The organism is Halomonas qaidamensis (genome assembly GCF_025917315.1).
Lineage (GTDB): Bacteria > Pseudomonadota > Gammaproteobacteria > Pseudomonadales > Halomonadaceae > Vreelandella > Vreelandella qaidamensis.
This window is the reverse complement of record NZ_CP080627.1, coordinates 1,497,954-1,523,897: the sequence shown is the minus strand read 5'-3', so window position 1 is coordinate 1,523,897 and position 25,944 is coordinate 1,497,954. Positions and strand designations below refer to the sequence as shown.

The 25,944-nt window shown below is 50.1% G+C and carries 23 protein-coding genes; 5 read left to right on the top strand and 18 right to left on the bottom strand.

Annotated elements, in window-relative coordinates; genetic code table 11:
• Positions 1-95: 95 nt before the first annotated feature.
• The 4 genes from K1Y77_RS07080 to K1Y77_RS07065 form a co-directional block, all read right to left on the bottom strand.
• Positions 96-560: a hypothetical protein gene (locus K1Y77_RS07080; protein ID WP_030069267.1), complete on the bottom strand. Its 465-nt coding sequence runs from the start codon at positions 558-560 to the stop codon at positions 96-98.
• A 53-nt stretch (positions 561-613) separates the two neighbouring features.
• Entirely contained in the window at positions 614-1,075 is a 462-nt protein-coding gene (locus K1Y77_RS07075; RefSeq protein ID WP_030069265.1) for a DUF6586 family protein, read from the bottom strand.
• Positions 1,072-3,699, bottom strand: coding sequence for a type I DNA topoisomerase (gene topA, locus K1Y77_RS07070; RefSeq protein WP_264018367.1), 2,628 nt, complete (start codon positions 3,697-3,699; stop codon positions 1,072-1,074). The genes K1Y77_RS07075 and topA overlap by 4 nt, the downstream gene beginning before the upstream one ends.
• A 305-nt stretch (positions 3,700-4,004) precedes the next feature.
• Positions 4,005-6,593, bottom strand: a complete 2,589-nt coding sequence (locus K1Y77_RS07065; RefSeq protein WP_264431068.1) for a DUF3141 domain-containing protein — start codon at positions 6,591-6,593, stop codon at positions 4,005-4,007.
• 227 nt (positions 6,594-6,820) lie between these two features.
• On the opposite strand from K1Y77_RS07065, the gene K1Y77_RS07060 reads away from it, so the two are divergent.
• On the top strand, positions 6,821-7,807 hold the full coding sequence (locus tag K1Y77_RS07060) for a LysR family transcriptional regulator (RefSeq protein WP_030069257.1): 987 nt from the start codon (positions 6,821-6,823) through the stop codon (positions 7,805-7,807).
• A 253-nt stretch (positions 7,808-8,060) separates the two neighbouring features.
• Positions 8,061-9,116: a lipoyl synthase gene (gene lipA, locus K1Y77_RS07055; protein WP_264431066.1), complete on the top strand. Its 1,056-nt coding sequence runs from the start codon at positions 8,061-8,063 to the stop codon at positions 9,114-9,116.
• Between the two features lie 85 nt (positions 9,117-9,201).
• On the opposite strand, the gene lipB is transcribed toward lipA, so the two are convergent.
• The 11 genes from lipB to K1Y77_RS07000 form a co-directional block, all read right to left on the bottom strand.
• Positions 9,202-9,849, bottom strand: a complete 648-nt coding sequence (lipB, locus tag K1Y77_RS07050; protein WP_030069252.1) for a lipoyl(octanoyl) transferase LipB — start codon at positions 9,847-9,849, stop codon at positions 9,202-9,204.
• Between the two features lie 2 nt (positions 9,850-9,851).
• Positions 9,852-10,163 carry an HP0495 family protein gene (locus K1Y77_RS07045; protein WP_030069251.1) on the bottom strand — a complete coding sequence of 104 codons (312 nt, stop codon included), beginning with the start codon at positions 10,161-10,163 and terminating at the stop codon, positions 9,852-9,854.
• Positions 10,164-10,280: 117 nt separating this feature from the next.
• Positions 10,281-11,480: a D-alanyl-D-alanine carboxypeptidase family protein gene (locus tag K1Y77_RS07040; protein ID WP_030069250.1), complete on the bottom strand. Its 1,200-nt coding sequence runs from the start codon at positions 11,478-11,480 to the stop codon at positions 10,281-10,283.
• 69 nt (positions 11,481-11,549) lie between these two features.
• Positions 11,550-12,536: a septal ring lytic transglycosylase RlpA family protein gene (locus tag K1Y77_RS07035; RefSeq protein WP_264431063.1), complete on the bottom strand. Its 987-nt coding sequence runs from the start codon at positions 12,534-12,536 to the stop codon at positions 11,550-11,552.
• A gap of 2 nt (positions 12,537-12,538) precedes the next feature.
• Entirely contained in the window at positions 12,539-13,552 is a 1,014-nt protein-coding gene (gene mltB, locus K1Y77_RS07030; protein ID WP_264431061.1) for a lytic murein transglycosylase B, read from the bottom strand.
• Positions 13,553-13,599: 47 nt separating this feature from the next.
• A complete protein-coding gene (gene rodA / locus K1Y77_RS07025; protein WP_264431060.1) occupies positions 13,600-14,763 on the bottom strand; it encodes a rod shape-determining protein RodA in 1,164 nt (387 codons plus the stop codon).
• Positions 14,763-16,670 (bottom strand): penicillin-binding protein 2, encoded by a 1,908-nt coding sequence (gene mrdA, locus K1Y77_RS07020; RefSeq protein WP_264431058.1) that lies wholly within the window; start codon positions 16,668-16,670, stop codon positions 14,763-14,765. Before mrdA ends, rodA begins: the two co-directional genes overlap by 1 nt.
• Positions 16,671-16,705: 35 nt before the next feature.
• Complete coding sequence (gene rlmH, locus K1Y77_RS07015; protein ID WP_264431056.1) at positions 16,706-17,173, bottom strand: 23S rRNA (pseudouridine(1915)-N(3))-methyltransferase RlmH; 468 nt, start codon at positions 17,171-17,173, stop codon at positions 16,706-16,708.
• Positions 17,170-17,556 carry a ribosome silencing factor gene (rsfS, locus tag K1Y77_RS07010; RefSeq protein WP_030069236.1) on the bottom strand — a complete coding sequence of 129 codons (387 nt, stop codon included), beginning with the start codon at positions 17,554-17,556 and terminating at the stop codon, positions 17,170-17,172. Before rsfS ends, rlmH begins: the two co-directional genes overlap by 4 nt.
• Positions 17,557-17,661: 105 nt before the next feature.
• On the bottom strand, positions 17,662-18,321 hold the full coding sequence (nadD, locus tag K1Y77_RS07005) for a nicotinate-nucleotide adenylyltransferase (protein WP_264431053.1): 660 nt from the start codon (positions 18,319-18,321) through the stop codon (positions 17,662-17,664).
• Positions 18,318-19,622 carry a glutamate-5-semialdehyde dehydrogenase gene (locus K1Y77_RS07000; RefSeq protein ID WP_264431051.1) on the bottom strand — a complete coding sequence of 435 codons (1,305 nt, stop codon included), beginning with the start codon at positions 19,620-19,622 and terminating at the stop codon, positions 18,318-18,320. Before K1Y77_RS07000 ends, nadD begins: the two co-directional genes overlap by 4 nt.
• A gap of 190 nt (positions 19,623-19,812) precedes the next feature.
• Here K1Y77_RS07000 and K1Y77_RS06995 point away from each other — a divergent pair, with 190 nt between their 5' ends.
• Genes K1Y77_RS06995 through K1Y77_RS06985 form a run of 3 tightly spaced genes read left to right on the top strand, consistent with a single transcriptional unit; the run spans position 19,813 to position 23,017 of the window.
• Positions 19,813-20,670 carry a hypothetical protein gene (locus K1Y77_RS06995; RefSeq protein WP_030069229.1) on the top strand — a complete coding sequence of 286 codons (858 nt, stop codon included), beginning with the start codon at positions 19,813-19,815 and terminating at the stop codon, positions 20,668-20,670.
• Positions 20,663-21,598 carry a GGDEF domain-containing protein gene (locus K1Y77_RS06990; RefSeq protein ID WP_264431047.1) on the top strand — a complete coding sequence of 312 codons (936 nt, stop codon included), beginning with the start codon at positions 20,663-20,665 and terminating at the stop codon, positions 21,596-21,598. The genes K1Y77_RS06995 and K1Y77_RS06990 overlap by 8 nt, the downstream gene beginning before the upstream one ends.
• Positions 21,599-21,625: 27 nt before the next feature.
• Positions 21,626-23,017 (top strand): bifunctional DedA family/phosphatase PAP2 family protein, encoded by a 1,392-nt coding sequence (locus K1Y77_RS06985; protein ID WP_264431045.1) that lies wholly within the window; start codon positions 21,626-21,628, stop codon positions 23,015-23,017.
• 26 nt (positions 23,018-23,043) lie between these two features.
• On the opposite strand, the gene K1Y77_RS06980 is transcribed toward K1Y77_RS06985, so the two are convergent.
• Genes K1Y77_RS06980 through mpl form a run of 3 tightly spaced genes read right to left on the bottom strand, consistent with a single transcriptional unit; the run spans position 23,044 to position 25,717 of the window.
• Entirely contained in the window at positions 23,044-23,667 is a 624-nt protein-coding gene (locus tag K1Y77_RS06980) for a LysE family translocator (RefSeq protein WP_030069222.1), read from the bottom strand.
• A 2-nt stretch (positions 23,668-23,669) separates the two neighbouring features.
• Positions 23,670-24,335 carry a flavin prenyltransferase UbiX gene (locus tag K1Y77_RS06975; RefSeq protein WP_264431043.1) on the bottom strand — a complete coding sequence of 222 codons (666 nt, stop codon included), beginning with the start codon at positions 24,333-24,335 and terminating at the stop codon, positions 23,670-23,672.
• The gene (gene mpl / locus K1Y77_RS06970) at positions 24,332-25,717 is read right to left on the bottom strand and encodes a UDP-N-acetylmuramate:L-alanyl-gamma-D-glutamyl-meso-diaminopimelate ligase (protein WP_264431041.1); all 1,386 of its coding nucleotides are present in this window, start codon (positions 25,715-25,717) and stop codon (positions 24,332-24,334) included. The genes K1Y77_RS06975 and mpl overlap by 4 nt, the downstream gene beginning before the upstream one ends.
• Positions 25,718-25,944: the final 227 nt, after the last annotated feature.

Below are 25,944 nucleotides of genomic sequence, written 5' to 3'. Positions count from 1 at the left end.
GACAAGGTTGACAACCGCGCCGCTGTTAATCGTTCTCAGGCTATCTTGCCACTCTTATCTTGTAAAACTAACCTAGTTATCCCTCAAATTACTGGCTAGATATCCTCGAATTCTTGCATGCTCGTCACGAGCTTACGCGCTTCGGCGTTATGCCCTTCTGCCAAGGCATTAAAGAAGGCTGCTTCTGGCTCTATCTTGGCACGTGACGCACGATGCTCATAAAGATGCTGTAGCTTTTGATGCGACTTAATCGCTATGTGAGTCAGTTCATCGATAGAATCTGCCACTGTTTGTTCAGCGAGCGCCTCAAGCTCAGGAGGCTGGGGAAAGTCGCTAGGATCATCAAACCATATCTCCAGCACTTCACGATGGTCAGAGCCATCATTAAACAGCGCTTCGAGTCCAGTTTTCATTCGCAACTCACTATCGGCTAAATACGTTAATGCCATGGCAAGACGTTGATGGTCACTTGAGTCCGCAGCAGCGCGATATTGACGCGCCATATCGCCATGATAGCTTGCGGCCCACTCAACTAAGTCTTTGACTTGGTTATAGCGCATTTATATCTCCTTTTGCGATTTGCGCGCTCTAAGCACTGTATTTGTCGCTATGGTTACCACTCTTGGCTAGTTTCACGTAAGGCGGCAATATCATGCTTAGCAGCGGTAAGGTTAGCTAACAGCTGGTTAGCAAGCGTTGTCTGGCTACCGACGGCAATCATAGAAGGATTTTGTACGGTGCGCTGACCTGCTCCGTTATCACTATGTAGCTTCTCGACTTGGCCTATCAACCAATTCAACCAGCTATCTGGCTGACGCATTGTATCGCGCAAGCGCTGTAGCTCAGCAACAGCTGGGCCTCGCTCATCAAGCAGCGCTTTCCAGCCATGCTCATTGAGGCGCGCATGCTCAGTGACTTCTTTAAGCAACGAATTTAACGCCAGCTCAAAGAGCGCCAGGGCGCTCTCTTCAATCGCTATTTGCCGAGCCTGAGCATGTTCGTCGTCACCCGACGGCAGCCCCACTAAAAGCTCAACTTGGTAGAGCAGTTGATTGGTTCGCGAACGTGGGCTCACTTACGCTTATCCTCCACATGCCATTTACCTGCCTCAAAGGTCGCTTTCCAGCCGGTTGCCTTACCCTCTTCATCGGTCATCACGAACTGCTCTTTATTTTTGCGTGAATAACGAATTTGTGCAGGCCTGCCATCCGGGTCTTCGCTGGGTGCCTTTAGGATAAAGTGGTACTTTTCTGGTAGCTCATCGGCGTGAGCTTGCAGCTCTTTCACCAGCGGCGGTCGAGTTTCACGATTTTTAGGAAACTTGCTGGCCGCTAGGAATAAACCGCTGGCACCATCACGCAACACATAATGATCTTCCACTTTTTGGCAAGCTAGTTCCGGCATTGGTATCGGATCCATCTTGGGTGGTGCCACATCGCCGCTACGCAGTAATTTACGTGTGTTCTTGCAGTCACTGTTGGTGCAGCCGAAGTATTTACCAAATCGACCCGATTTAAGCTGCATCTCGGAACCACATTTATCGCATTCGATAATGGGGCCATCATAGCCTTTGATTTTAAACTTACCTGTTTCTACCTCATAACCATCACAATCAGGGCTATTGCCGCAAATATGCAGCTTGCGACCTTCATCAATCAGATAGTTATCCATGGCCGTACCGCACTTCTGACAACGACGCTTGGCACGAAGCGCGTTGGTTTCTGCTTCTTCACCCGCATCTTCTGCAACGGCCTCTTCACCAGGGATTAAATCAATGGTGGTTTTGCAGCGCTCTTTAGGCGGCAGGTTATAACCACTGCAACCTAAAAAGACACCGGTAGAGGCCGTACGAATTTGCATTTTTCGGCCACAGCTTGGACAGTCAATATCCGTAGGGACCGGCTGATTAGGCCGCATCCCCTCATCACTTTCCGCCTTGCTGAGCTCTTGGCTAAATTCACTATAGAAAGCATCCAACAGGGCTTGCCAGTTGCGCTCACCTTCCGCAACTTCATCCAGACTATCTTCCATTCGAGCCGTAAACGAGTAATCCATCAAATCCGGGAAAGACTCTTTCAACCGTTCGGTGACAATATCACCCAGTTTTTCAGCATAAAAACGGCGACTCTCTAATTTTACGTAGCCACGATCCTGAATCGTGGAAATAATAGAAGCATAAGTAGAAGGACGGCCAATACCCTGCTTTTCGAGCTCTTTTACTAAGCTGGCTTCTGTATAGCGCGGGGCAGGCTTTGTAAAGTGCTGCTGCGGGTCAAGCTTTTCAAGCGACATTGCCGTGCCTTTCGGCAAATCAGGCAGGCTTTGATCTTCATTTTTACCTGATGGCTTCATCACCCGCGTGTAACCATCAAACTTGAGCACTCGCCCTTTGGCACGCAAATCGTAACCGTCAACCTCAACGCTCAACGTACTGGAAAGATACTGCGCTGGCGTCATCTGACAAGCGACAAATTGACGCCAAATTAACTCATACAGGCGCTCAGCATCGCGCTCCATACCTGAGAGATCAGTCGCTTTCCGTTCAACGCTAGAAGGGCGAATCGCTTCATGGGCTTCTTGGGCGCTTTCTTTACTGCTGTAACGGTTAGCAGACTCAGGTAAATAGCGTGCACCGTACTCTTCATCAATAAATGAGCGAACACTCTCAACCGCATCCTTTGAAAGATTAGTGGAGTCGGTACGCATGTAGGTAATGTAGCCAGCTTCGTAGAGGCGCTGGGCCATGGTCATGGTTTTCTTAACCGAGAACCCTAATCGGCCGCTAGCAGCCTGCTGCAACGTTGAGGTAATAAACGGCGCGGTAGGCTTGGAGCTCGTCGGTTTGTCTTCACGGGAGGTAATCGCAAGCTTGGCTTTACGCAGTTGCTCAATGCGTGTAAGCGTGTCTTTTTCGGAGGTAGGACGGAAGGGCTTACCATCCTGACGCACCAGCGCAAACCTGACTAACTCCCCATCCGGGGACGCAAGATCGGCGTGGACATCCCAAAACTCTTCAGGAATAAACGCACGAATTTCTCGTTCACGCTCAACGATTAAACGAACGGCAACAGATTGAACACGACCTGCTGATAAGCCTCTGGCAATTTTGGCCCACAGCAAAGGAGAAAGCATAAAACCAACCACGCGGTCCAAAAAGCGGCGCGCTTGTTGCGCTTCCACGCGGGGAATATTTAACGCCCCTGGCGACTTAAACGCATCCTGAATGGCATTTTTGGTTATTTCATTAAATACAACGCGCTTATAGCGACTGTCATCACCACCAATCGTCTCGCGTAAATGCCAAGCAATTGCCTCCCCTTCGCGATCCAAATCCGTCGCGAGATAAACAGCATCCGCTTTTTCAGCCAGCTTCTTTAATTCCGCGACAACCTTTTCTTTACCTGGGAGCACTTCGTAGCGTGCTTCCCAGCCATTATCCGGATCAATCCCCATCCGCCTAATTAGCTGATCATGGGCTTTACGCTTTTTGTACTCTGCTTTCTCTTCCGCCGACATCTTACGTGTTGCCGCAGCCTGGCGAGCGCGCTCCTTCGGATCGGAGGCTGTCTTACCTGAGCCGCTGGTCGGCAGGTCACGGATGTGACCCACGCTCGACTTTACGATGAAATCGTTGCCGAGATACTTATTGATCGTCTTCGCTTTCGCAGGCGACTCGACGATGACCAGTGACTTGCCCATAGTACTCCACTTTCCTGTTGCCCAGGCGCTATCGCCCATGCTCTGAATACGTTGCCGCCTGTCGTTACCACTTGACGGCCATGAGAAAAATGCGCCTACCCTACCCCAGGCCTGCAACAAGCGCCAGTAACAACCGACGCGTAGGTAACAAACTGACGCCCAGCCACGAGGTGCTTATCTGCACTATTTTTCATAATGAAGTAGCTAGACACTAGACTGCCAGTACGCAGACAGCAACCCAAAATATGCATGTAAAAAAACGCCCCTGTATGAAAACAGAGGCGTAGATGAGCATAATACAGCGCTTAACGCTTGCGCGGTGGTTTCCGACGCGTTGCCACATTTGGCTTAGATTTGCTTACTTCTTTAGGTGCCTCAACCTCTTTGGGTGCTTCAATCTCTTTGGGTGCTTCAACCTCTACTTTACTAGTAGCTGTCGAATTTTCGCCAGAAAGGTTTGTTTCAGAAGATTTACCGGAAGAGCTTTCACTAGACGCATCTTCTGTAGAAGCATCGTCTACTAAAGTGCTGTTAGCTGAAGAGCTTGCCGCAGCATGAGTCGCCACTTCAGGGGCTTTCGCGTCTACCTTTTCGGCTTCGACCACTGGTTTGCTCTCGACTGCTTTTAGCGGAGCCGCCTTTGGTGGACGCGCTTGGTCGAACAACTGCTTCACCTGATCAAAACGTTGCGCAGCATGCTCAGACAACTCGCCGCTAGCGGCAAATACATGCTTAAGATGCTCGATATGGCCGTCAATATCGCTGTTGCTTTGCCCTTCTAGCAGTTCGGGCAATGACGATAGCGCACGCTCACGATCTAATTTCAGAATAAAGAACTGATCGCGCACCAAACGCTTAAACTCACTCAAGGTTGAGCTAGGCTCTAGCTCGGCACGGGAAGCACGTAACCGTTTGAAGTTACGTTCGTCTGTCGCCGGTGCTCCACCCAACACATAGATTACCGAGCGCATGACCGCTTCGTGAGCGCCACCCTGAGCAATTTTATTGCGCAGCTCATTTTTGCGGTTTTCAACAAAACGCTGATGTTCTGGCTCAGCACCGGGACGGCGGCGATGGACATGCGCATCACCATACAAACCTACTGCGGCTTGCAAGAGAGGCTGGCCATAAATGTCCATAAACAATCTTTCTGTTGTGCTATCGCGCAAATCCCGCACAGCATTGAGATGCGCCACAATTTGATCAGAGCACATGGTTTCAAACGCTTTAAAGACGTTATCTTGGCTCACTTGCTGGCGGTTGCGACGAACTGTTTCTGCCATGACCGGTAGTGGCACTGTCAGCGGGTTCCGATCAGAAAGAAGTTTGTAACCTAAGCGAATAGGATGCATACGGCGAATCCAGCGCGCCGCCTCTGGCGTCATTGTGGCCTGCACCCAAGGCTGAACATATAACCGATAAAAACCAAGGTTGATCTCAGAAATACGCGCAACAGTCGCAAATCGACGATCATCTTCAGGACTATGCATTACATCCTGATCTAACTCCTCAAAGTTACGTGACGTGAACTCAAGTAAATAGTCGCGTTCAAGTAACTCCGCGTCATCATGATCGCTGACATGCGAGACCGTCGTTTCGTACAGCCCTGGTGGCATAACATCGATATAATCCATGTTAGCCGTAAACTCAGTATGCTCTTTGCGTGACACACTGCCGGAAACAAAAATTCCCAAGTGACCCGTTGTATCGTGCAGGCAGTAAACGATCGTTTGCTCGTTGGCAATAATGTCTTCTTCGCCTTCGTATAAGTCACGAATCCAACCTAACGCCTGAGGCGGCGGTGTAATATCGTCGCCACGAGAGCAGAAGACAACAACAGGCGAGCGTACGTTGCGCAGATCAACACGACGCCCATCGCGAGTGACTAACTGGGCTGTTGAGAGTCGATTACCAACAAACAGATTGTCAACGATATACTGAATTTCTTCTCCACCTAAGACAACGTGACCACCCCACCAACGCTCAAATTCCAGATAGCGTTTCGATTCGGTGTCAATATTGTCATAAAGATGGTACTGCTTTTTCCAGTAGGTATTAGCCGGATTAAGACGCTCGAAGTTTTGTACCAACCACGCACCGTCAAAAAGGCCATTACCAATATCACTGGTTAACGCGGTAATCCAGCTACCACCCGTCATCCCGCCGGTATAGCGCATCGGCGCTTTGCCGTGCTCCCCCGCCCAGTAAGAAAGCGGAGCACCGGCAATAAGAATGGGGCCAAACACATCCGGCTCTAGCGCTGCAGCCATCATTATTTGCCAGCCCGCCTGACAATTACCGACTACCATTGGCTTTTCAGCGGTTTCAGGGTGTAAAGCAATGACATGGCGTAAAAACGCGATTTCCGCTTCTACCACATCCTCAACGGTTTGACCTGGCTCTGGGAAAGGCAGAAAGCCAATAAAGTAACAAGGATGGCCAGCCTTCAAAGCAACCCCAAGCTCGCTATCAGGCTTAAACCCTCCGATACCTGGACCATGGCCAGCCCTAGGATCGACAACAACAAACGGCCGTTTTTCAGGATTAACCTGGATATGACTGGGGGGAAGAACTCTCAACAGTTCATAGTTAGTTGGATGCGGAAGCGTACGACCATCAATGAGCACTTCGGTATCAAACCCCAGCACGTTCGGCTTGGTTTGCTCCATATGCTCAAGGTATTGATTTCCGCGCTCGCGCATAACATCCCAATAAAGGACGCTACGTTCGATACTATCGCGCCAGTAGCTCGCTGCAGCCCGTCCGAATCCGAACGGATCTACCATGCTAGCAAGGGCCTCGCCGCCCGGTAGTGAAGCCATTTGATCAGACGTTCCTGGCCACAGGCTTTTCAGCGCGCTGCCAGGCAACATAGGATGAGCGAGAAAGTTCATAAATTCTCCCATTGGGTTGATGCGAAGCATCTGTCCCGAAGCGATGATGCTGCAATGCAATATAGTTTAGGCCACTCGCCGCTTAACGTCGATGCTTACCTTTGCAATTTCATGATTGTTGCCATAAAGACGCTTGCACATCATTGGTGATAGCATTTCCAGCATGATACTGAGATTTTGTTTTGAAGCACTTTCTGTCTTAGGAGGGTGTATACCTAGAGGTTGTTATGTCATCCCTTACACTGCTCAATCGTTTAACCTTCCGACAATTACAGGTGTTTCAGGCAGTTCACCGCCAGCGCTCCTATTCACGCGCTGCAGAGCAGTTAGGGCTTACTCAGCCTGCAGTCAGCGCGCAAATCCGCCAATTAGAACTTGCTCTTGGTCATCCACTGTTTAAATATGCCGGTAAAACTCTTTATGTGCTACCTGCGGCGGACACCTTGGCTATCTCTGCACGAGAAATTTTTGGTCAACTTTCTCGACTGCAGATGAATCTTTCAGATATTAATGGAAACATTCGTGGCGAACTCAATATTGCCGCGGTGTCATCGGCTCAATATGTGGTGCCTTATTTACTAGCGCGCTTTAGGGCGCGCTATCCCGATGTGCGTATCCGTCTTAAAGTATGCAACCGGAGCCAGGCTTTAGAGCGTTTAACAGAGCAAAAAGATGATGTTGTGATTATGGCGATGGTGCCAGAGGATGATGGCCTAGTGGTGATGCCCATTCTTGAAAATGAACTGATCGCGTTAGTCTGGCCAGACCATCCATTACTTCACATGGAGACACCCACCTTAACCGACTTTGCACGTCATTATGTGTTAATGCGGGAACCAGGATCTGGGGTACGTAACGCCTTTGAACAACTGGCTGCTGATCAAGAGGTTGGCCTTCCCCACCGCATTGAATTAGGCACGAATGAAGCAATTAAACAAGGTGTTATGGCTCACCTAGGCGTTGCTGTTTTGCCTCGTTTAGCAGTTCAGCTTGAGCTAGAGCAAGGGCTATTATCAGCGCTGCCATTGCCTAATTTTCCTATTCGGCGCTCATGGTGCACTGTCTACCGTCGCGACCATTTCCCGACCCCGGTTGCTGATCTTTTTTTACGCTTTACCAAAGAGCATCTTTCAGATTATCGGCAGTACTTTAAAACTCCCTCTAGCCCTTTACCGAGCCATGGCGTCTCTTGTTTGCCCATGATGGCAATTTAGCAAAGCAAATCATAAGGTGTGGTGTAAGGTGGATCACAGGTGCGTAGTGTCTTGTCGACTGAGAGGTATGTTACATTACTCTACTACCTATGTATCAGTTAGCGTATTTTGGGTTCGGAATGTACTCGCGAAGGCAAATCATTAGTCAACGCAAAGGGCTTTACACGCCACGCCGTAGCAAGCTGTAGTAACGCATGGTTAGGCGTCACAACATTTGGGCATTGCCTGCCGCACAGTAAAGAGGCTCTCTCCTATGAGCAATAACCCCACAACCCGTGTTCCTAGCGGCGAAAAATTCCGTAATGAGCATGGCATGTCCGTCATCAAAGACGGCATGAAACAGCGTAAAGCACAGACAGAATCTCCTCTCAATCTCGAACGTAAACCCAAGTGGTTGCGCGCGCAGATCCCAGGGGGCGAACGTTTCGAGGCAGTCAAAAAAAATGTCTCGACGCACCGCCTCAGCACTGTCTGTGCAGAGTCGCACTGCCCGAACATGGGCGAATGCTGGAGCAATGGCACTGCCACTATCATGTTGATGGGGTCTGTTTGTACGCGCGCATGCCGATTCTGCGCGGTAGATACGGGCAACCCGAAAGGCTGGCTAGATTTAGATGAACCCGAGAATACAGCGAAATCCGTCGAGCTAATGGGACTCCGTTACATCGTACTGACATCTGTTGACCGCGATGACCTGGATGACGGTGGCGCTACCCATTATGCCAACTGCATTAAGGCGATTAAATCACGCACACCAGAAGTAGTCGTGGAAGCATTAACACCCGACTTTGACGCTGACAAAGCAGCCGTTGAGCGGGTGGTGGATTCAGGTTTGGAAGTATTTGCGCAGAACGTAGAGACCGTTGAGCGCCTCACTAGCAAAGTACGCGATCCTCGCGCTGGTTATCGTAAAACGCTGGATGTACTAGCACATGCTAAACAGTATCGACCTGATATCATCACCAAGACAAGCTTGATGCTTGGTTTAGGCGAGACAGAGGAAGAGATTCTTAAAACCTTTGATGACCTAAGAGAGATTGGCGTTGATATTGTGACGCTGGGGCAATATTTACGGCCAACCAAAAACCATTTGGCTGTAGAGCGCTGGGTCACGCCTGAAGAGTTTGATCGCTATCGTGTGCTTGGCCTAGAAAAAGGATTTATGGAAGTGCCTTCCGGTCCGTTAGTGCGCTCTAGTTATCGCGCCGATCGCGTCTTTGAGAAAAACAATCTCGGTCTCGCCTCACCCGCCACAGTTCCTGGCCAAGAACCTGATGCAAATCGTATTCCTGCATTCAACGTTGGATAGACCAATGTAAGTAGATCAATGTAAATTGATGACCTGCACGCAATCACTATTGTCAATTAGCCTGCGTGCAGGTAGTTTTTTTTGCTTAATTAACAGGCTGCAACTCACGCTGTAGCTGTTCAGCTAATGCAGACGCTAACTGGTCGCCTACACAGTGATCGATTGGCAGTGATACTACATCTGCCAACCGAGTCACCTGCATACCCGCATAGCCACACGGGTTAATCCTGCCAAAGGGTGATAAATCACCGTCTATATTTAGCGCCACCCCGTGATAGCTTGAGCCCCGCCGAATACGTAACCCCAGCGAGGCGATTTTTGCCTCACCCTGCGGCGTATCAATATAAACACCAGGTGCATCAGGCTTCGCCCAAGCAGCCACGCCATAGAGAGCAAGCACATCAATCACTGAGTTCTCTAACGCAGTGACTAGTTCTCGAACACCGATTTTGCCACGCCGCACATCAAGTAAGGGATAGAGTACTACTTGGCCGGGGCCGTGATAGGTCACTTGCCCGCCACGATCCGTTTTGACTACAGGAATTTCACCAGGCATTAATACATGCTCTGGCTTACCCGCCTGGCCTTGAGTAAAAACAGGATCATGTTCTACTAACCAGAACTGGTCAGGCGTTGTTTCATCCCGAATGTCTGTGAGTTCACGCATTGCCTTCCATACAGGTAAGTAAGCGCGATGCCCAAGACGATGCAGCTCTATTGGTTGGCTAACCATGGCTATACCACCATATGTACGCGACCCGTCGCTTTTAAATCATCAAAAAGTTGGCTTAGCTGAGGTTCACCGGTAGCTACAATCGTGACACGTACAGATTGGAAACGACCGTTGCGACTCTCGACCACTTGAAGAGTAGCCTCATCGAAGTCAGGGGCATGCTTGATGATTACTTGGCAAACACAGGCAGGGAAATCTTCGGCAGCATCACCGACTACTTTTAATGAATAATCACAGGGAAATGTGATTTTAGGTGGCTCGGTTACTTCGGCCTGACGTAAATCTCTCAGTCCATTTTTCGCGCCTTTTTTCATAACTCGCCTTTACACGGAATATGGATATGTGTGTATAAAATAGGAGTGCAATACAGCTTTATAAGATTAATAGCTTAAGTGCAAAATAGAAAAATTTTGCACTTAAGCGTGCTTCTGTTAATCGGTAAAGTTACTGATCAAACCACTGAAAAACCGCCTCACTTGGTCAAATAGGCGCTTAAAAAAACCGCCCTCTTCGACATTTTCAAGAGCCACTAACTGGCGCTCTCCCACCACTTCTTCACCTAAATAAACTTCTAAGGTACCCACTTCATCGCCAACAGCCACTGGCGCTTGAAGATCAGCATTTAAATTTAGACGGGCACGCAGCTCTTCATTACGATTACGCGGTAGCGTCATAAATACTTCTTCATCCACGCCTACACGTAACTCGTTACTATCGCCGCCCCAAATGCGCGGCGTTGCAAGTACAGCACCCCGCTCATAGAGCTTCATCGTCTCATAGAAGCGGAAACCGTAACTTAGGAGCTTTTGCGTTTCTTGCGCCCTCGCCTCTTCCGAGTTGGTACCCATCACGACTGAAATCAAACGCATTCCATCACGCTGAGCCGAAGAAACCAAACAATAACCCGCTTCCGTTGTCCACCCAGTTTTTAAGCCATCGACACTAGGATCACGCCATAACAACCGGTTACGGTTCGGTTGATCGATACCACCAAAAGCAAAGTTGCGCTGAGAGTAAATAGCGTAATGCTCAGGATAGTCGTTAATAATATGCTGTGATAACAGCGCCATATCCCGGGCGGTTGAGTAATGATTATCGCCAGGAAGACCCGTCGCATTTTGGAAATTAGTGTTATGCATCCCCAGACGCGTCGCGTGCTGGTTCATTAAATCGGCAAAGGGTGTTTCACCGCCAGCCAGATGCTCAGCCATTGCTACACTTGCATCATTGCCCGACACAATAATAATACCATGCAGCAGGTCATCGACAGAGACACGATCTCCCACTTCAATGAACATCTTGGAGCCACCGGTACGCCAAGCTTTCTCACTGACATTAATCATATCCGTCAAGCTAATCGTGCCCCGATCTAACTCACGCTCTACCAAATAAGCGGTCATCAGCTTGGTGAGGCTTGCTGGCGGCAAACGCTCGTCAGAATTATGCTCAGCAAGAATCCGGCCGCTGTTAGCGTCCATCAAAATCCAGGAACTCGCTGCAAGCTGAGGGGCTGAAGGAATAATTGTCTGCGGCTGGGGGATCACCTGAGCAACAGCCGGAGAAACAACCGCGGCAAAAACCGCAAACAAACAAAGCCCGGCAGTACGGCGAATAGACATCAATACATTCATTACTAACTTCTCATAAAAAAATAAAAAACGTTAACAAAGCACGTTATTTTAGCTAATAAATGGGGTGAACTATCTCACGATAAATACTTGTGGAAAGCCAGCCCGACGTAGTTCTTCGCGTGCCTGGGGTTCCTGCGTAGGACTCACTGGCCCGACTTGCACACGGTGCACACCTGTATCACTCATCACCCGTACTTTATGCGGCAGCTCATCGACCAGGCGCCGCTGTAACTGCTGAGCACCCTCTTCACTACCCAGCGCCGCAATTTGTAGATAAATGGCATCATCGGTTGCCATTGATCGCTGTACAGCAGCCTCTCTTACAGGCTGCGCATTCACCTCAGGAGGTATCGAGGAAACTGCATTAGCTGCTCCACTACTGCCCCCCCTACCTTGCTGTGCCAGCCATTGTTCAGGCTCAATAGCCTCAACGCGAACGGCGCCAGTGCCATTATCTAAAAAGCCTAGCCGTGCAGCCGCTGCATAGGAAAGGTCAATTTCACGATCACTATGAAAAGGCCCACGATCATTGATGCGAACAATAACAGAGCGGCCGTTATCTAAGCTGGTCACGCGCGCAAAAGTGGGTAATGGCAACGAACGGTGTGCAGCAGACATTTTATACATGTCATAAATTTCACCGTTTGACGTGGCATAGCCGTGAAATTTTTCACCGTACCAAGAAGCCGTACCCTGTTGAGCATAGCCTTTTGCGTCTGGCAATACGTGATAGGTTTCTCCCCACACTTCATAGGTGGAGCGATTTCCAGCACGTGAAAGCGGTTCAATACGAGGCTCTGCATCTGGCACTTTGCTCACATCCGGCGGCTCCAACGGATAGGCATCCCCAGTCATAGCATAGCGCTCACCTGTTGATGAACCGCTGTTTTGCACACCACCACTCGCTCCGCCTGTACTAGTAGAGGCAGGCGCGCTAATTGGTTGATTCTTGTCAACGCTACTTTGTTTGGCTTCCTGGCTGGCACAACCGCTAACCAACGCCATGATGACCACTGCGCCACCGATACTGCGAGCTTCAGACAGCACTGTTCTCATGTTTAGTCCTCAACTTGCTGCTCAATGGCTTCCGATAATTCCGCCACCGCCATTGCATAGAGATGGCTATGGTTATAGCGAGTAATAACGTAAAAGTTATACTCCCCTAAACGATACCGGATACTTTCATCGGCAAGCTCTAGCCTTAAAGGCACTACAAGTAACTCAGGATCAAGCGCACTCTGTGGTTCAATGCCAGCCTCGATTGATTCAGATACAGTAACCACGGGTTTACTGGTTTGATTAATAGGCAGCGATTCAGGGGCTACATCAGGACCATTGGCCTCATGATAAATGACCCCATCACGCTGCCAGCCATGTACAGCGAAGTAATTTGCCACACTGCCAATTGCATCAACCGGGTTTTCCCATAAATCTCGTATACCATCGCCATCGAAATCAACAGCATAGGCCTCATAACTAGTAGGAATAAACTGGGGATACCCCATTGCCCCTGCATACGATCCATAAAGCTCATCAGCTTCGACGCCTTGCTCGTAGGCAATTTTCAGAAAAGCCGCTAGCTCGCCTCGGAAAAAGCCGCCACGAACCGGGTGGTAAAACGCCAGTGTGGCCAATGAGTCTAGTACACGATGGCGGCCTTTATGCTTACCGTAATAGGTTTCAACACCAATAATGGCAGCAATAACCTCAGGAGGAACGCCATACACATCTTCAGCTTGTGCAAGGGCATCCTCGTACTCATTAATGAAATCAGCGCCTTCTTCAATGCGTTGTTGTGTTAAGAATATATCGCGATACTCATGCCACCTTAAGCGACGTTCGGCAGCGCCTTCCATCGCGTCTAACACCGTTTGGCTAAAACTGGCTTGATTGAGGGTTTCGATTAGCCAATCTGCGGGTATTCCTTGCGCTGCTAACTCGTCAACTAACAGTTGAGTGCCTGCGTGCTGCTGCGGATCAAACGTCGACGCACCATCAGCCCAGGTACTTGTAGAACACGCCAGTAGCATAGCTGTCACACAGCCGCCTGCTTGAATTCGGGCCCAGTTCATTAACTCACCACTCCTGTGAAAAAGCACCGCTGCTTATCCATTTGATATTAACGCGGTAACAACCGCCGATGGGCATGTATTGACATGAGAATACCGAACCCTGCCAGTAAGGTCACGCTGGATGTCCCTCCATAGCTTACAAGCGGCAGTGGTACGCCAACGACAGGTAAAATACCGCTCACCATGCCCACATTAACGAATACATAGATAAAAAATGTCAGGATAATGCTGCCAGCAAATAGTCGCCCAAAGGTATCTTGGGAAGAAGTAGCCAGCCAAAGACCTCGTGCCACAATCATGACATAAAGGGCCAGTAGCACCAGCATGCCGACTAAGCCAAATTCTTCACCTAAAACGGCAATAATAAAATCAGTATGTCGCTCGGGTAGAAACTCTAACTGAGACTGGGTTCCCTCTAGCCACCCCTTCCCCCACAAGCCACCGCTACCTATGGCCGTGGTTGATTGAATAATATTCCAACCTGACCCCAATGGATCGCTGTCCGGGTCTAAAAAGGTTAAGACCCGTTGCCGTTGGTAGTTATGCATATTCATCCATAAAACGGGAAGTCCTGCCGCTATTAAGGCCCCGATCAAACCAATTAAACGCCAGGAAAGACCTGCCAAAAGCACTACAATGACCGCTGCGCTAGCCACTAACAATGATGTTCCAAGGTCCGGCTGGATAGCGGTGAGTACCACGGGCAAACCAATGATGACCGCGCATACTACAATATCTCTGAAACGCGGTGGCAGTTGGCACCGATTCAAATACGCGGCAACCATTAACGGCACTGCTAACTTCATCATTTCTGACGGCTGAAAACGAATGACACCAGGGATGACCAGCCACCGCTTTGCCCCCATACCCACATCACCAGCAATTTCCACCGCCAATAACATGGCCAACCCAACGCCATATGCTAAGGGGGCCCAGCGCAAAAAAGTAGACGGCGAAAATTGCGCAATAACGACCATAACAACAATAGCTATGCAAAAACGGATCGCTTGCGCAATTACGGTATCAATACGTTGCCCAGAAGCGCTATAAAGCACTAACAACCCACCCCCCATTAGCAACAGCAACAAACCTAATAGCCATGGATCAAGATGGATACGTTCCCAAATGCTTTTGCGCCTAGCAATACCGCTATCCGGAGGGCGGACGGGGTAACGGCGTAACGGATGAGAAATCGCTGGCCATGACCGCATTAATTGCCCTCCACGTTAGCAGTATCTTCTTCCAGTACTTCCTTAACCTCTTCAACGTCCGGCGCATCATCGTTTAATAACCATGCATCCGTCATCGCACGTGCTAAGTGCGCAGCATGCGTACTGCCTCCACCGGCATTTTCAACAATGACTGATACCGCAATTTGTGGATCTTCAAGCGGTGCAAACGCCATAAAGAGCGCGTGATCGCGCAGGCGCTCCTCAAGCTCTTCAGCGTTATACCGCTGATCTTGCCCCAGCGAAAATACCTGGGCAGTACCTGATTTACCGCCCATACGATACTCAAGCCCTACTCCTGTTCGCCGTGCGGTGCCTTCGTTACCACTGATAACTTTTTCCATGCCACTAAAAACACGACTCCACCAATTCTCATTATCTAACTGAATATCAGGTAGCGTGTCCGGCAAATCGAGAGCTACGGGTTCGTCACCAATTTCTAACGCAAGACGCGGTTTTACCCAATGACCACGATTTGCCAAGGTGGCAGTTGCACTCGCCAACTGTAACGGTGTTACCTGCCAGTAGCCCTGGCCGATACCTACTGAAAGTGTTTCACCGGGATACCAGGGCTGATTGAAACGCGCGCGCTTCCAATCACGAGACGGCATTAGTCCAGTACTTTCACCCTGAACATCATGTGCAACGCGCTGGCCAAAGCCAAAATTAGACATTTGCTCATGCAGATTATCTATACCTAGGTCATGGGCAAGTGAGTAGTAATACGTGTTGTTTGAAACAGCAATCGAGCGCTCCATATCGACCCGCCCATGCCCCCAGCGTAGCCAGTTACGATAACGACGTGAATCATTAGGTAATTGATAAAATCCTGGGTCGCTAATGGTACTATCCGGGGTAATAACCCCTTCAACCAGCCCCGCAAGCGCTAAAAAAGGTTTAATAGTTGAACCTGGCGGGTAATGACCACGAATGGCTCGATTAAACAGCGGCAAGTCGATATTTTCCTGTAGGCCTCGATAGGAAGCGACATCAATTCCCGTTACAAATTGATTACTATCGAAACCAGGTGTCGAGACCATCGCGAGAATTTCACCCGTGCCAGGCACGATAGCAACGATAGAACCACGCCTTCCATCCAACAGCTCATACGCCAACATTTGCATTGACTTATCAAGCGTTAGCGTAAGGTTTTCCCCAGGCACTGGGTCAGTACGTCCAAGCTCTCTAAGTACACGCCCACGTGCATTCGTTTCCACTTTACGTAGCCCGGCTTGGCCATGCAGTTCTGTTTCGTAAAAACGCTCAACGCCGGTTTTACCAATAAAGTGTGTCCCCGCATATCGCCCAGCATCGAGAGTTTGCAACTCTTCTGCGTTGATGCGCCCCACGTATCCTAGTGCATGAGCCATCATTTCAGCGTCGGGATAATAACGGAGCAGCTGGGCTTCTACTTCAACCCCTGGCAGGCGATGTCGATTCACCGCTAGCCGTGCGATCTGGTCTTCACTCAAATCGCTCATTAATAGCGCAGGCTGAAACGGACGCTGACGTTGCCTTGAACGCACATTGAACGCGTCAATGTCATCTTCAGGTAAGTCTAGAAGCTCCACTAAAAGAGCTAACGTTTCGTCTAGGTCATCGACACGTTCGCGGACTAATGTGAGGTTATAGGTAGGACGGTTCTCAGCAAGAAGAACACCATTGCGATCGTAAATCAGCCCACGATTAGGTGGTAGCGGTTCAACGCGAACACGGTTTTTTTCAGAGCGAGTGCTATACAAATCGTGCTGCACGATCTGTAAATATGCTAACCGCCCGGTCAACAATCCCGTCAAAACAATCACTACTAGAACAGCAAGCAGCGCCCTGACACGAAAAATACGTAATTCTTGCTCAGGGTTTTTAAGCGTGTCACGGCGCTTAGGCATGGGTAACGATGACTCTCAAATCAGACGAAAAGCAATTATCGATGATAGGGATGACCTACTAACAGGGTCCAGGCTCGGTAAAGCTGCTCAGCCAGCATGATGCGTACTAAAGGATGCGGTAACGTGAGAGGCGATAAAGACCACGCTTTATCTGCCATTGCTGAGAGCGATGGCTCCAAACCATCAGGACCTCCCACCAACAGCACAATATCTTTGCCTAGCATGCGCCAAGCATCTGCCTCGCTAGCCAGTTGCTCGGTACTCCAGGTTTTACCCTTAACTTCAAGTGCCACGATATACTCGTCACCACGAAGCTTGTCACGAATACGCTGGGCTTCTTGTGCACGCGCCTTAACGATATCAGCATTTTTACCACGCTGACCCAATGGGATTTCTTCAATTTCAAGTGTGAAATCCCGCGGTAGCCGTTTGCGGTAGGTCTCAACACCTTCTTCCACCCATCCAGGCATTTTGTTACCCACCGCTAACAGCCGAATCTTCATGACATCGTAGCCCGCTCTTCAAACCGCTTCAGTGATTCACCAATCGCTCCAGCATCATTGGGCAAATCTGCCCATAAACGCTCAAGATCATAGAGCACTCGCGCTTCAGGTAACATGATGTGAACAACTACGTCACCCAGATCTACCAGCACCCAATCGGCATTGTCACCACCTTCGACACCGCGAGGCTTAAGACCTGCTGCTTTGGCTTTCTCGACTACGTTCTGCGCTAGAGCAGATACATGACGGGTAGAGGTACCGCTGGCAATCAGCATCAGATCGGTAACTTCAGTCAGCTTGGAAACATCTAGCTGGGTAATATCACGTGCTTTAAGTTCTTCTAGGGCATCAACCGCTAGATTTTTAAGTGTATCGATGTGCATGGCTCCTAAAGGCAACCCCTTGTCGTAATAAGCTCAACAATAGCAAGCTCGGTGATTCAATCAGTAAGCCGGCCATTGTAACGGCTTCTTTCATGACTGCCAGCGCTATTCGTGAGAATGATATAAACCATGCTGAAGAATGACTTCTTCAACGGCCTCAGGCAGTAAATAGCGTACGCTTTTGCCCTGTTGCAAACGCTCTCTTATGTATGTCGCCGAGATGGCCATCATAGAGGGAAGAGCTAACGTAAGGATGTTGCCATTCGGGCATAGCATCAGTTCATCTACACTATCGACTTCACGATCACCCACCAGTTCCCTTAACGCATCAGGCCAGGAGGTGCTATAACCCGGCCGTGCGATAACCACCAGATGCGCCAGAGAGAATATCTGATTGACGTTGTGCCATTTGGCTAATCGCAGAAAAGCATCAAACCCGATAATCATCACTAGTCGAGCGCTATCACCATACGCTTGCCGCAGCTCGACAAGTGTATCGACGCTATATGAAGGCCCCTCTCGACGTAACTCACGATCATCTGCCACTACACCGGGCGTATCGCCGATACCAAGCGTTAATAATTCTAAGCGTTGCACCGGCGAAACCTGAGGCGTACCACGCAAGGGGGGCTGAGGTGCTGGAATCATATGCAGACGATCGAGTTTCAGGGCTTCACGAACCTCAATGGCGCTTCGCAAATGCCCCAAATGCACAGGATCAAAGGTTCCTCCCAGCATACCTATTCGTGTGGGTGTTGAATTCATTGCCTAACTTGCCCATCTCCAAACACGACATATTTTTGCGTTGTGAGCCCTTCTAATCCCACCGGACCTCGCGCATGCAGCTTATCGGTTGAGATACCAATTTCTGCGCCCAGCCCATACTCGAAGCCATCAGCAAAGCGTGTAGAAGCATTTACGATAACTGAACTCGAGTCCACCTCTGCCATGAAGCGTCTCGCCAGACTGATATCTTGAGTCACAATGGCATCGGTATGATGGGAGCCATATTGCTCAATATGCTGGATAGCCTCATCCATACCATCAACAACTTTAATCGCTAAAATAGGCGCAAGATACTCAGCACCCCAGTCTTCTTCTGTGGCCAACGCTGCTTGCGGCAACAACGCCCGTGTACGCTCGCAACCACGTAGTTCTACATTGTGCTCGGCGTAAGCACGCGCCAGCTCGGGCAGCACAATATCGGCGATCGGTGCATCAACTAACAGAGTTTCCATCGTATTGCAGGTACCGTAGCGATGCGTTTTCGCATTCACCGCGATAGCCATCGCTTTAGCGGGGTCTGCGGTAGTGTCAATGTAAACATGACACACGCCGTCGAGGTGCTTAATAACCGGTACCGTGGCCTCACGGGAAATACGTTCGATCAGTGACTTTCCTCCTCTCGGAATAATGACGTCAACATAATCAGGCATGCTAATCATCGCTCCCACCGCCGCCCGGTCAGTCGTGACAACGACCTGCACAGACGCAGAGGGCAGGCCCACATCAGCTAATCCTTCCTGAATGCAGCGGCTAATAGCGGCATTTGATGCACTCGCCTCAGATCCCCCTCGTAATAGGCAGGCATTACCAGACTTTAAGCATAAGCTAGCTGCCTCAAGAGTAACGTTAGGACGAGATTCATAAATGATGCCAATAACGCCTATCGGAACACGCATTTTGCCCACCTGAATGCCGCTCGGGCGATAGCGCATATCGTCAATTTCTCCAACAGGATCTGGCAAAGCGGCCACCTGATGAAGGCCTTCGATCATGGCTTCAATACGCGCATCATTAAGCGCTAAACGATCTAGCAACGCAGTGTCTAAGCCACTCTCTTTTCCACGCTGCAAGTCAAGCGCATTAGCTTCCAATATCACTTGTCGAGAGGCTGCCAGGCGAAGTGCCATTGCCTCAAGCGCACGATTCTTTAACCCTGTGTCAACACGACGCAGCTCCTTAGCTGCTGCGCGAGCGCTTTGTCCAAGCACCTGGATATAAGCGGACACATCCCCCCCCGCCAATTGCTGAAGAGCTTCATCTTGTGCGTTTAAACCGCTCATACTTTCTCCCTGTGATATTGCGTATGCAAGGCAAGTTGCATTCTATAGTAGTGGTAAGGCCTGTTTGGCAGTATGTTACGCCACCAACGCGTTATAGTGGCTATACCGGCTGCCTAATCACGACGCTGATATGTCATCAAGCCGACTATGCTATGGGCAACCCTGAAGTAGAGGTGAATAGTAAGCCACCATGCAAAGCAAGTACAAAATACGCCTACTAAGAGCCAATCTGTTCGCAGCCGCGTTGGTGTTAGCGCTTTGGACGCATACGGCGCAGCCAATGGCTGCGCTAGTGCTTTGGCTGTCTGTAGGTTGGCTTTTCGTTACTGCGTTATTGCTCGATTTTAGCCACCGCCGCTCTAAGGGCCCACCCTGGCAGCTAATCACCGGGGTATTGCTACTAGGACTTATTGCCGCAGCGCCGGAGCGTCACAGCTTGCTAATATGGGCGTGGCCAGCGATGTTTATGCTGCCTCAGAAGCGCTGGGTAGTAGTCTTCAATGCGCTGGCCGCACTGATGAGCTGGCTATTAATCATCCCGCTATTTTCCTTGCCTGAAGGACTCTTACTCTTAACTGCTTTAATTACACTAAGCATTTTATCCAGCGCCAAAGCGTGTCAATTAATTGATATGAATGGCTCCATTCGCTCACGCCTTCGGCTTATTCCAGGGCTTAATCTGTGGCCAAGCGGGCAACTGTTAAGAGATCTTAATCGAGAACAAACCCGCTCTGAACGTGAAGCCATTTATGCAGAACTGTTAATTATCCAAGTAAAGCGTCACCAGCTTTGGGCGGCCGCGCAAAAGCTATGCAACCTCACCTATAACTTTGAAAACGTTTATCGTTTAAACAGCCAGACACTTGCCACCTTAATGCTGTCACATAATTCCCAGGAGGCAGCCCACCGACGCAAACTACTCTGTGCCGGTCTTCCGGAAAAACAGCTTTCCTACCACCTACCGCTAATAGACTTAGAGTTATCAGGTTTAACGGTCGAGACGCTGGCCAACTTCCCGCCTCACCCACGAGAAGATAGTAATGATTGACCCACCGCCGCTGCACAGGCAATTAATGACCTTTGCTTATACCAGCAGCGTGATCCTAGTGGCAGGATACACGCTCTGGCTTTATGGCATGGGGAATTATCGCGACCTTTTAGTGCCAATGTTTGTAACGCTGCTGTTACTGGCAGCGCTATTGATGCATCACAGCCAGACGCTAAATACTGTTATCTCTCGCGTTATATTATTATGCAGCAGTTATATCATCACCCTAGCGGCTTTCTATCACCATCCTAGCGTCTCTAGTTTGTGGATCGGCCTACCGACAACCGCTGCATTTTTTCTATTGCCGCTATCGAGCGCTATAATACTGGCTGTATTTTCTGCCCCTCTTTGGTGGCTGTTACATAGTCACGGCACTGCCTCGCCGGTAGAGGGAGTCGCTTATATCGCTCTTATGCTGTTATTAGCACTCCCTCCCTGGGAGCATGCACGACAACGCGCTTTGTTAAGGGCAACAGACCCAAATGATAACGATTGCGATGCCTATCATATCGATACATTAAAAGAGCGTCTGCATAATGAGTTTCAACGTGCAGCAATGCTCAACAAGCGTTTGGCAGTTCTTGTTATGCATTTACCTCAGCTTGATATGGCAGAAGAGCAGTTTGGCTCACGTGCAAAAACAGCGCTGCTGGGTGCCCTATGCAATGAAGTGAACAGCCGCTGCCGCGACTATGACATTCTAGGTCGGGCAGACAATTCTACGTTCTGGCTCGTATTGCCAGATACAAGCGAAAGTGGTGCCATGTTGGTAAGGGAGCGTCTACAGCGCGCATTATCACAGTGCGTTTTAGTTGAAACAGGACAATTAGAAACCTGCATAGCGGTTTGCCTACCGTGCCGCAATGAGCGCTTTGAACGCTACATAAACCGCCTGGAAGCACGTGCTAAGGCGTTATCGACTGCCTGATAATCATCAAATGGAGCGGGACTTATCATGGTTGATACGCTTTTTGATCTGTCGCTTTCACCAGCGATATTAATGCTGGCGGTTGCGCTGATATCGCTACTTGAATCGCTTGCGCTAGTGGGCTTGTTGGTTCCAGGCGTTGTGCTTATCACTGCGGCCTCCTCTATAGCGGGGCATGAAGCTATTGCTCTACCATGGCTTATTAGTGCCGCTTTGCTGGGTGCGGTCTTAGGGGATGGCATTAGCTACCAGCTTGGCTATCACTACCGTAAACAAGTTACCAATCGTTGGCCTTTATCCGTTCATCCAGAATGGCTGGCGCGCGGCGTACGTTTTTTTGAACGTTACGGTGTCCACTCTGTGTTTATTGGCCGGTTTGTCGGCCCAGTGCGCCCCATTATTCCGCTTATTGCGGGTATGATGCGAATGCCTCAGCGCACATTTTTGTGGGCCAATATCGCCTCAGCTGCCCTATGGGCACCGGCTTACGTATTGCCTGGCTACTTATTGGGTAGAACCTGGCAACAGCATCTCAATCTACCCCAAAATATAGAAACGGTGCTCATTACATTAGGCGCCAGTCTCGTCGTGCTTGCGGTGATTTTCTCCTGGGGAAGAGCCCAGGTGGGTCGCCATGGCTTTTTCTACCTTGCAACAGCACGCCTTATTCGTCGCATCCCCTTTATGCGTCGCTCATGGCTCTCAATGAGCTTAAATGATGAAGTACCGTTAGCCTCGCTACTGCTGTTTGTCATCACATTGGCAAGTGTCTCAGCCTGGACTCTGCTAGTAATGAATCATCAAGGTCCGCTGGCGATAGATTTACAAGCTCAGCGCCTGTTTAACTGGTTAACCAATGAGCCACTTCATTTCATTAGCTTAGGCTTCGCTAAACTAGGAGACTCACTAGGAATTGCCGCGCTGATTCTGCCTTTGGCTGTTTGGCTGATACACCACAAACGTATCGATGCACTCTGCCATTGGACCTTTGCCATTGGTGGCATTGCGCTGCTCAACACAGCGGGAAAAATGGTTTTCGGGCGTGCCCGGCCAGAAACACCAGACTATCTGATTGGCTCATTTTCCTACCCCAGTGCACATACCTCAACGACCGTTGTCGTTATTGGGTTAGCCGCTGCATTCATTGCAGCAGAATTGCACCGCAAACAACGCGTCTGGATTTATTGGCTGGCAATAGCCCTGGTAACACCCATGGCATTGTCGCGCTTAGTATTAGGCGTACATTGGTTGAGCGACCTCATTGGCGGTGCTCTCCTCGGCTTGCTGGTATGCGCTATCGTTCGGCTGAATTGGCAGCGCCGCACTAGAGCGCCGCTACCACCCTGCCCCTGGGTCAGACTATTAGCTGCCACCAGTGCACTAATAGCTCTACGGCTTATTCTGCTGCCCCCTGTTTAGCAGTTCAACGCCACTAAGCCAGTCGTCTATCCCAACGCCAGCCAACCCCCAACGCCTATCATTAATGTTCCTGCAATGCGGTTGAGTAAGCGTACATTGCCACTTTTACCCAACGCATTACGTAGCGTTTTCCCACCAGTGGCATAGACCAGCATGCTGGCAAATTCAATGATTAAAATCACTGCAATCAAAAGGGTTAGTTGAGGTGCTAGTGGCCGACCGCTATCTAAAAACGGTGGTAGCAGCACCATAAAAAAAGCCCATCCTTTTGGGTTGGCCACCGCCGTCACTAACCCCTGAATAGCCAACTGTAGCCTTCCAGCAGCAGGTCCGGCATTCAGCTCTGCAGGGATAGCCATACGCCCTCTAGAACGCCACATCATGATGCCTAAATAAGCCAAATAAGCGCCGCCCACCCACTTAAACGCAATAAAAAGCTCAGGATGACGTAGCATTAATGCTGCCACGCCAGCCCCAGCGGCGGCGGCTACGATGCCTACGCCAATTAACTCGCCTATCATCATCCACAGCGTTCGCTTCACCCCCTGGGTCATACCCAGCACCATCGCCAAGGTCATACACATCCCCGGCGTTAGGGAAACGAATAAAAATGTGGGTACAAACACCGACAGCGTCGCCCATGACATCATCATTACTCTTCCGTGTTGTTTACATCATTATCTGCATCGCTAGGTGCGGTTTCATACCCCTCTCCCCAACGCGGCATCAGGCGATGAGTGATGCCCAGTTGATTGAGTATCCGGGCGACTACAAAGTCGATCAAATCTTCTATCCGTTCTGGGCGGTGATAAAAGCCAGGAGCCGCAGGCAAAATCACTACACCCAAGCGGCTTAGCGCCAGCATGTGCTCTAGGTGAATGGGGGAAAACGGGCTTTCACGTGGCACCATAACTAAGGTCCGTCGCTCTTTTATAGCAACATCAGCGGCACGCTCAATTAAGTTATTGCTCGCACCCGTCGCAACTGCTGACAGCGTGCCTGTAGAGCAGGGGCAAATCACCATCGCAGAGGGGGCACCAGACCCCGATGCGACAGGCGCCATCCAGTCTTCACGACCAAAGCAGCGAATTTGGCCAGGCTGAGCACCACTCTGCTTGGAAAGTGCTTCTACTAAGCGTTTCGGCTGAGCTGGTAACGACACATCGGTTTCCGTAGCGATGACCATATGCGCTGCTTTGGAAATCATTACCCACACTTCATGCCCTGATGCTACTAATACGTCAATCAGGCGCAGACCATACTGCGCACCCGAAGCACCTGTCAGCGCCACCGTCACCGGAGGTTTAAAGTCTGTCACTCAGTTTGCTCCTTGGCAGATAGCGCACTCAATAGACGCTGGTGAACCCCCTCGAAACCGCCATTGGACATCACAACAATACGGTCGAGTAGTGACGCTTGAGTAACAACCGCATGAACAAGTGCATCGATATCGCTATATAGCTCAGCGCGCTCGCCTTGCTCAGCCACTAACGCCTCCATTGACCAATCGAGTCCTGCCGGTTGAAACCAGAAGACAGCATCTGCATCGGCAACGCTCTCTTTTAGCTGGGCACGAAGTGCGCCTAAACGCATAGTGTTAGAGCGTGGTTCAATCACCGCGAGCAGTCGCCCTTTGGTAGTGGCTGCCCGCAACCCTTTTAACGTGGCCGCGATCGCTGTTGGGTGGTGAGCGAAGTCATCAATGACTTGCACCCCCCCCACCTCCCCAATGACCTCCTGACGGCGACGAGGCGTTTGAAAACGAGCAAGTGCGGCGCAAGCGCGGGCAAGATTCACCCCACAACGGCTCGCAGCGGCAAGTGCTGCAAGCGCATTGCGTGCGTTGTGCTCTCCGGTTAATGTCCACTCGACAACACCGTCTTCTTCACTGTTTTCATCAAGGTGAAGCACCTGAAAGCGGCTGCCATCAGCGCGCTCTAAACGTAGTTGCCACTCACTGCTCTCTAACGTGCCGAAACGCTCGATAGGTGACCACGCTCCCATTTCAAGGACACGCTCTAACGCAGGCTGTTGATCGGCGACTAGCAAGCAACCTTTGCTTGGCACGGTTCGTACCAAGTGGTGGAATTGGCGCTCAATCGCAGCAAGGTCAGGAAATATGTCGGCATGGTCAAACTCTAAATTGTTCATCACCACCATTTGGGGGCGGTAATGAACAAACTTAGAGCGCTTGTCAAAAAACGCCGTATCGTACTCATCAGCCTCGACAATAAAGGGACTGTCGGGCTTGCCTAAACGCGCCGACACGCCAAAGTTACGTGGCACGCCGCCAATTAAGAATCCAGGCGTTAAGCCAGCGCTTTCCAATAGCCATGCTAGAAGGCTAGCAGTGGTGGTCTTGCCGTGAGTACCTGCAACGGCAATAACTTGCCTGCCAGTCAGTACATGCTCAGCCAGCCACTGAGCCCCTGAGGTATACGGCAAACCACTGTTAAGCAGCGCCTCAACTTCTGGATTACCCCGAGATAGCGCGTTGCCTACAATGACAAGTGCAGGTTGATTAGCAAGATTTTCGGCGTGATATCCTTCTATCAAGGTTATCCCCGCCTCTTCCAATTGGGTGCTCATAGGAGGATACACATTCGTATCTGAGCCGCTTACCTGATGCCCTAGCTCCCGCGCTAGTAAAGCCAGGCTCCCCATAAAAGTGCCGCAGATGCCGATAATATGCAGACGCATAGGTGAAGCGCTCCTTACTTAACTAGTTAACTAGGCTGGTGAGACTAGCATGCAACGTTAACTTGCTCATCTAGTTCAAGGCAGATGTTGGCTTTAAAACTAGGCAAAAGCTCGTTCAGAAGTGACAAAACGTCCAGCTTGATGCAGGATGCGGCTACCTTTTTGCTCATGATCTTTTAAATACGATCATACATACACATCCTACTGCTGACCCATCTTAGTGTTGC

Excerpts from the sequence above, each read along its gene's own strand:
- K1Y77_RS07080 (WP_030069267.1), bottom strand. The coding sequence starts at position 560 with ATGCGCTATAACCAAGTCAAAGACTTAGTTGAGTGGGCCGCAAGCTAT.
- topA (WP_264018367.1), bottom strand. The coding sequence starts at position 3,699 with ATGGGCAAGTCACTGGTCATCGTCGAGTCGCCTGCGAAAGCGAAGACG.
- K1Y77_RS07065 (WP_264431068.1), bottom strand. The coding sequence starts at position 6,593 with ATGAACTTTCTCGCTCATCCTATGTTGCCTGGCAGCGCGCTGAAAAGC.
- K1Y77_RS07060 (WP_030069257.1), top strand. The coding sequence starts at position 6,821 with ATGTCATCCCTTACACTGCTCAATCGTTTAACCTTCCGACAATTACAG.
- lipA (WP_264431066.1), top strand. The coding sequence starts at position 8,061 with ATGAGCAATAACCCCACAACCCGTGTTCCTAGCGGCGAAAAATTCCGT.
- lipB (WP_030069252.1), bottom strand. The coding sequence starts at position 9,849 with ATGGTTAGCCAACCAATAGAGCTGCATCGTCTTGGGCATCGCGCTTAC.
- K1Y77_RS07045 (WP_030069251.1), bottom strand. The coding sequence starts at position 10,163 with ATGAAAAAAGGCGCGAAAAATGGACTGAGAGATTTACGTCAGGCCGAA.
- K1Y77_RS07040 (WP_030069250.1), bottom strand. The coding sequence starts at position 11,480 with ATGAATGTATTGATGTCTATTCGCCGTACTGCCGGGCTTTGTTTGTTT.
- K1Y77_RS07035 (WP_264431063.1), bottom strand. The coding sequence starts at position 12,536 with ATGAGAACAGTGCTGTCTGAAGCTCGCAGTATCGGTGGCGCAGTGGTC.
- mltB (WP_264431061.1), bottom strand. The coding sequence starts at position 13,552 with ATGAACTGGGCCCGAATTCAAGCAGGCGGCTGTGTGACAGCTATGCTA.
- rodA (WP_264431060.1), bottom strand. The coding sequence starts at position 14,763 with ATGCGGTCATGGCCAGCGATTTCTCATCCGTTACGCCGTTACCCCGTC.
- mrdA (WP_264431058.1), bottom strand. The coding sequence starts at position 16,670 with ATGCCTAAGCGCCGTGACACGCTTAAAAACCCTGAGCAAGAATTACGT.
- rlmH (WP_264431056.1), bottom strand. The coding sequence starts at position 17,173 with ATGAAGATTCGGCTGTTAGCGGTGGGTAACAAAATGCCTGGATGGGTG.
- rsfS (WP_030069236.1), bottom strand. The coding sequence starts at position 17,556 with ATGCACATCGATACACTTAAAAATCTAGCGGTTGATGCCCTAGAAGAA.
- nadD (WP_264431053.1), bottom strand. The coding sequence starts at position 18,321 with ATGAATTCAACACCCACACGAATAGGTATGCTGGGAGGAACCTTTGAT.
- K1Y77_RS07000 (WP_264431051.1), bottom strand. The coding sequence starts at position 19,622 with ATGAGCGGTTTAAACGCACAAGATGAAGCTCTTCAGCAATTGGCGGGG.
- K1Y77_RS06995 (WP_030069229.1), top strand. The coding sequence starts at position 19,813 with ATGCAAAGCAAGTACAAAATACGCCTACTAAGAGCCAATCTGTTCGCA.
- K1Y77_RS06990 (WP_264431047.1), top strand. The coding sequence starts at position 20,663 with ATGATTGACCCACCGCCGCTGCACAGGCAATTAATGACCTTTGCTTAT.
- K1Y77_RS06985 (WP_264431045.1), top strand. The coding sequence starts at position 21,626 with ATGGTTGATACGCTTTTTGATCTGTCGCTTTCACCAGCGATATTAATG.
- K1Y77_RS06980 (WP_030069222.1), bottom strand. The coding sequence starts at position 23,667 with ATGATGTCATGGGCGACGCTGTCGGTGTTTGTACCCACATTTTTATTC.
- mpl (WP_264431041.1), bottom strand. The coding sequence starts at position 25,717 with ATGCGTCTGCATATTATCGGCATCTGCGGCACTTTTATGGGGAGCCTG.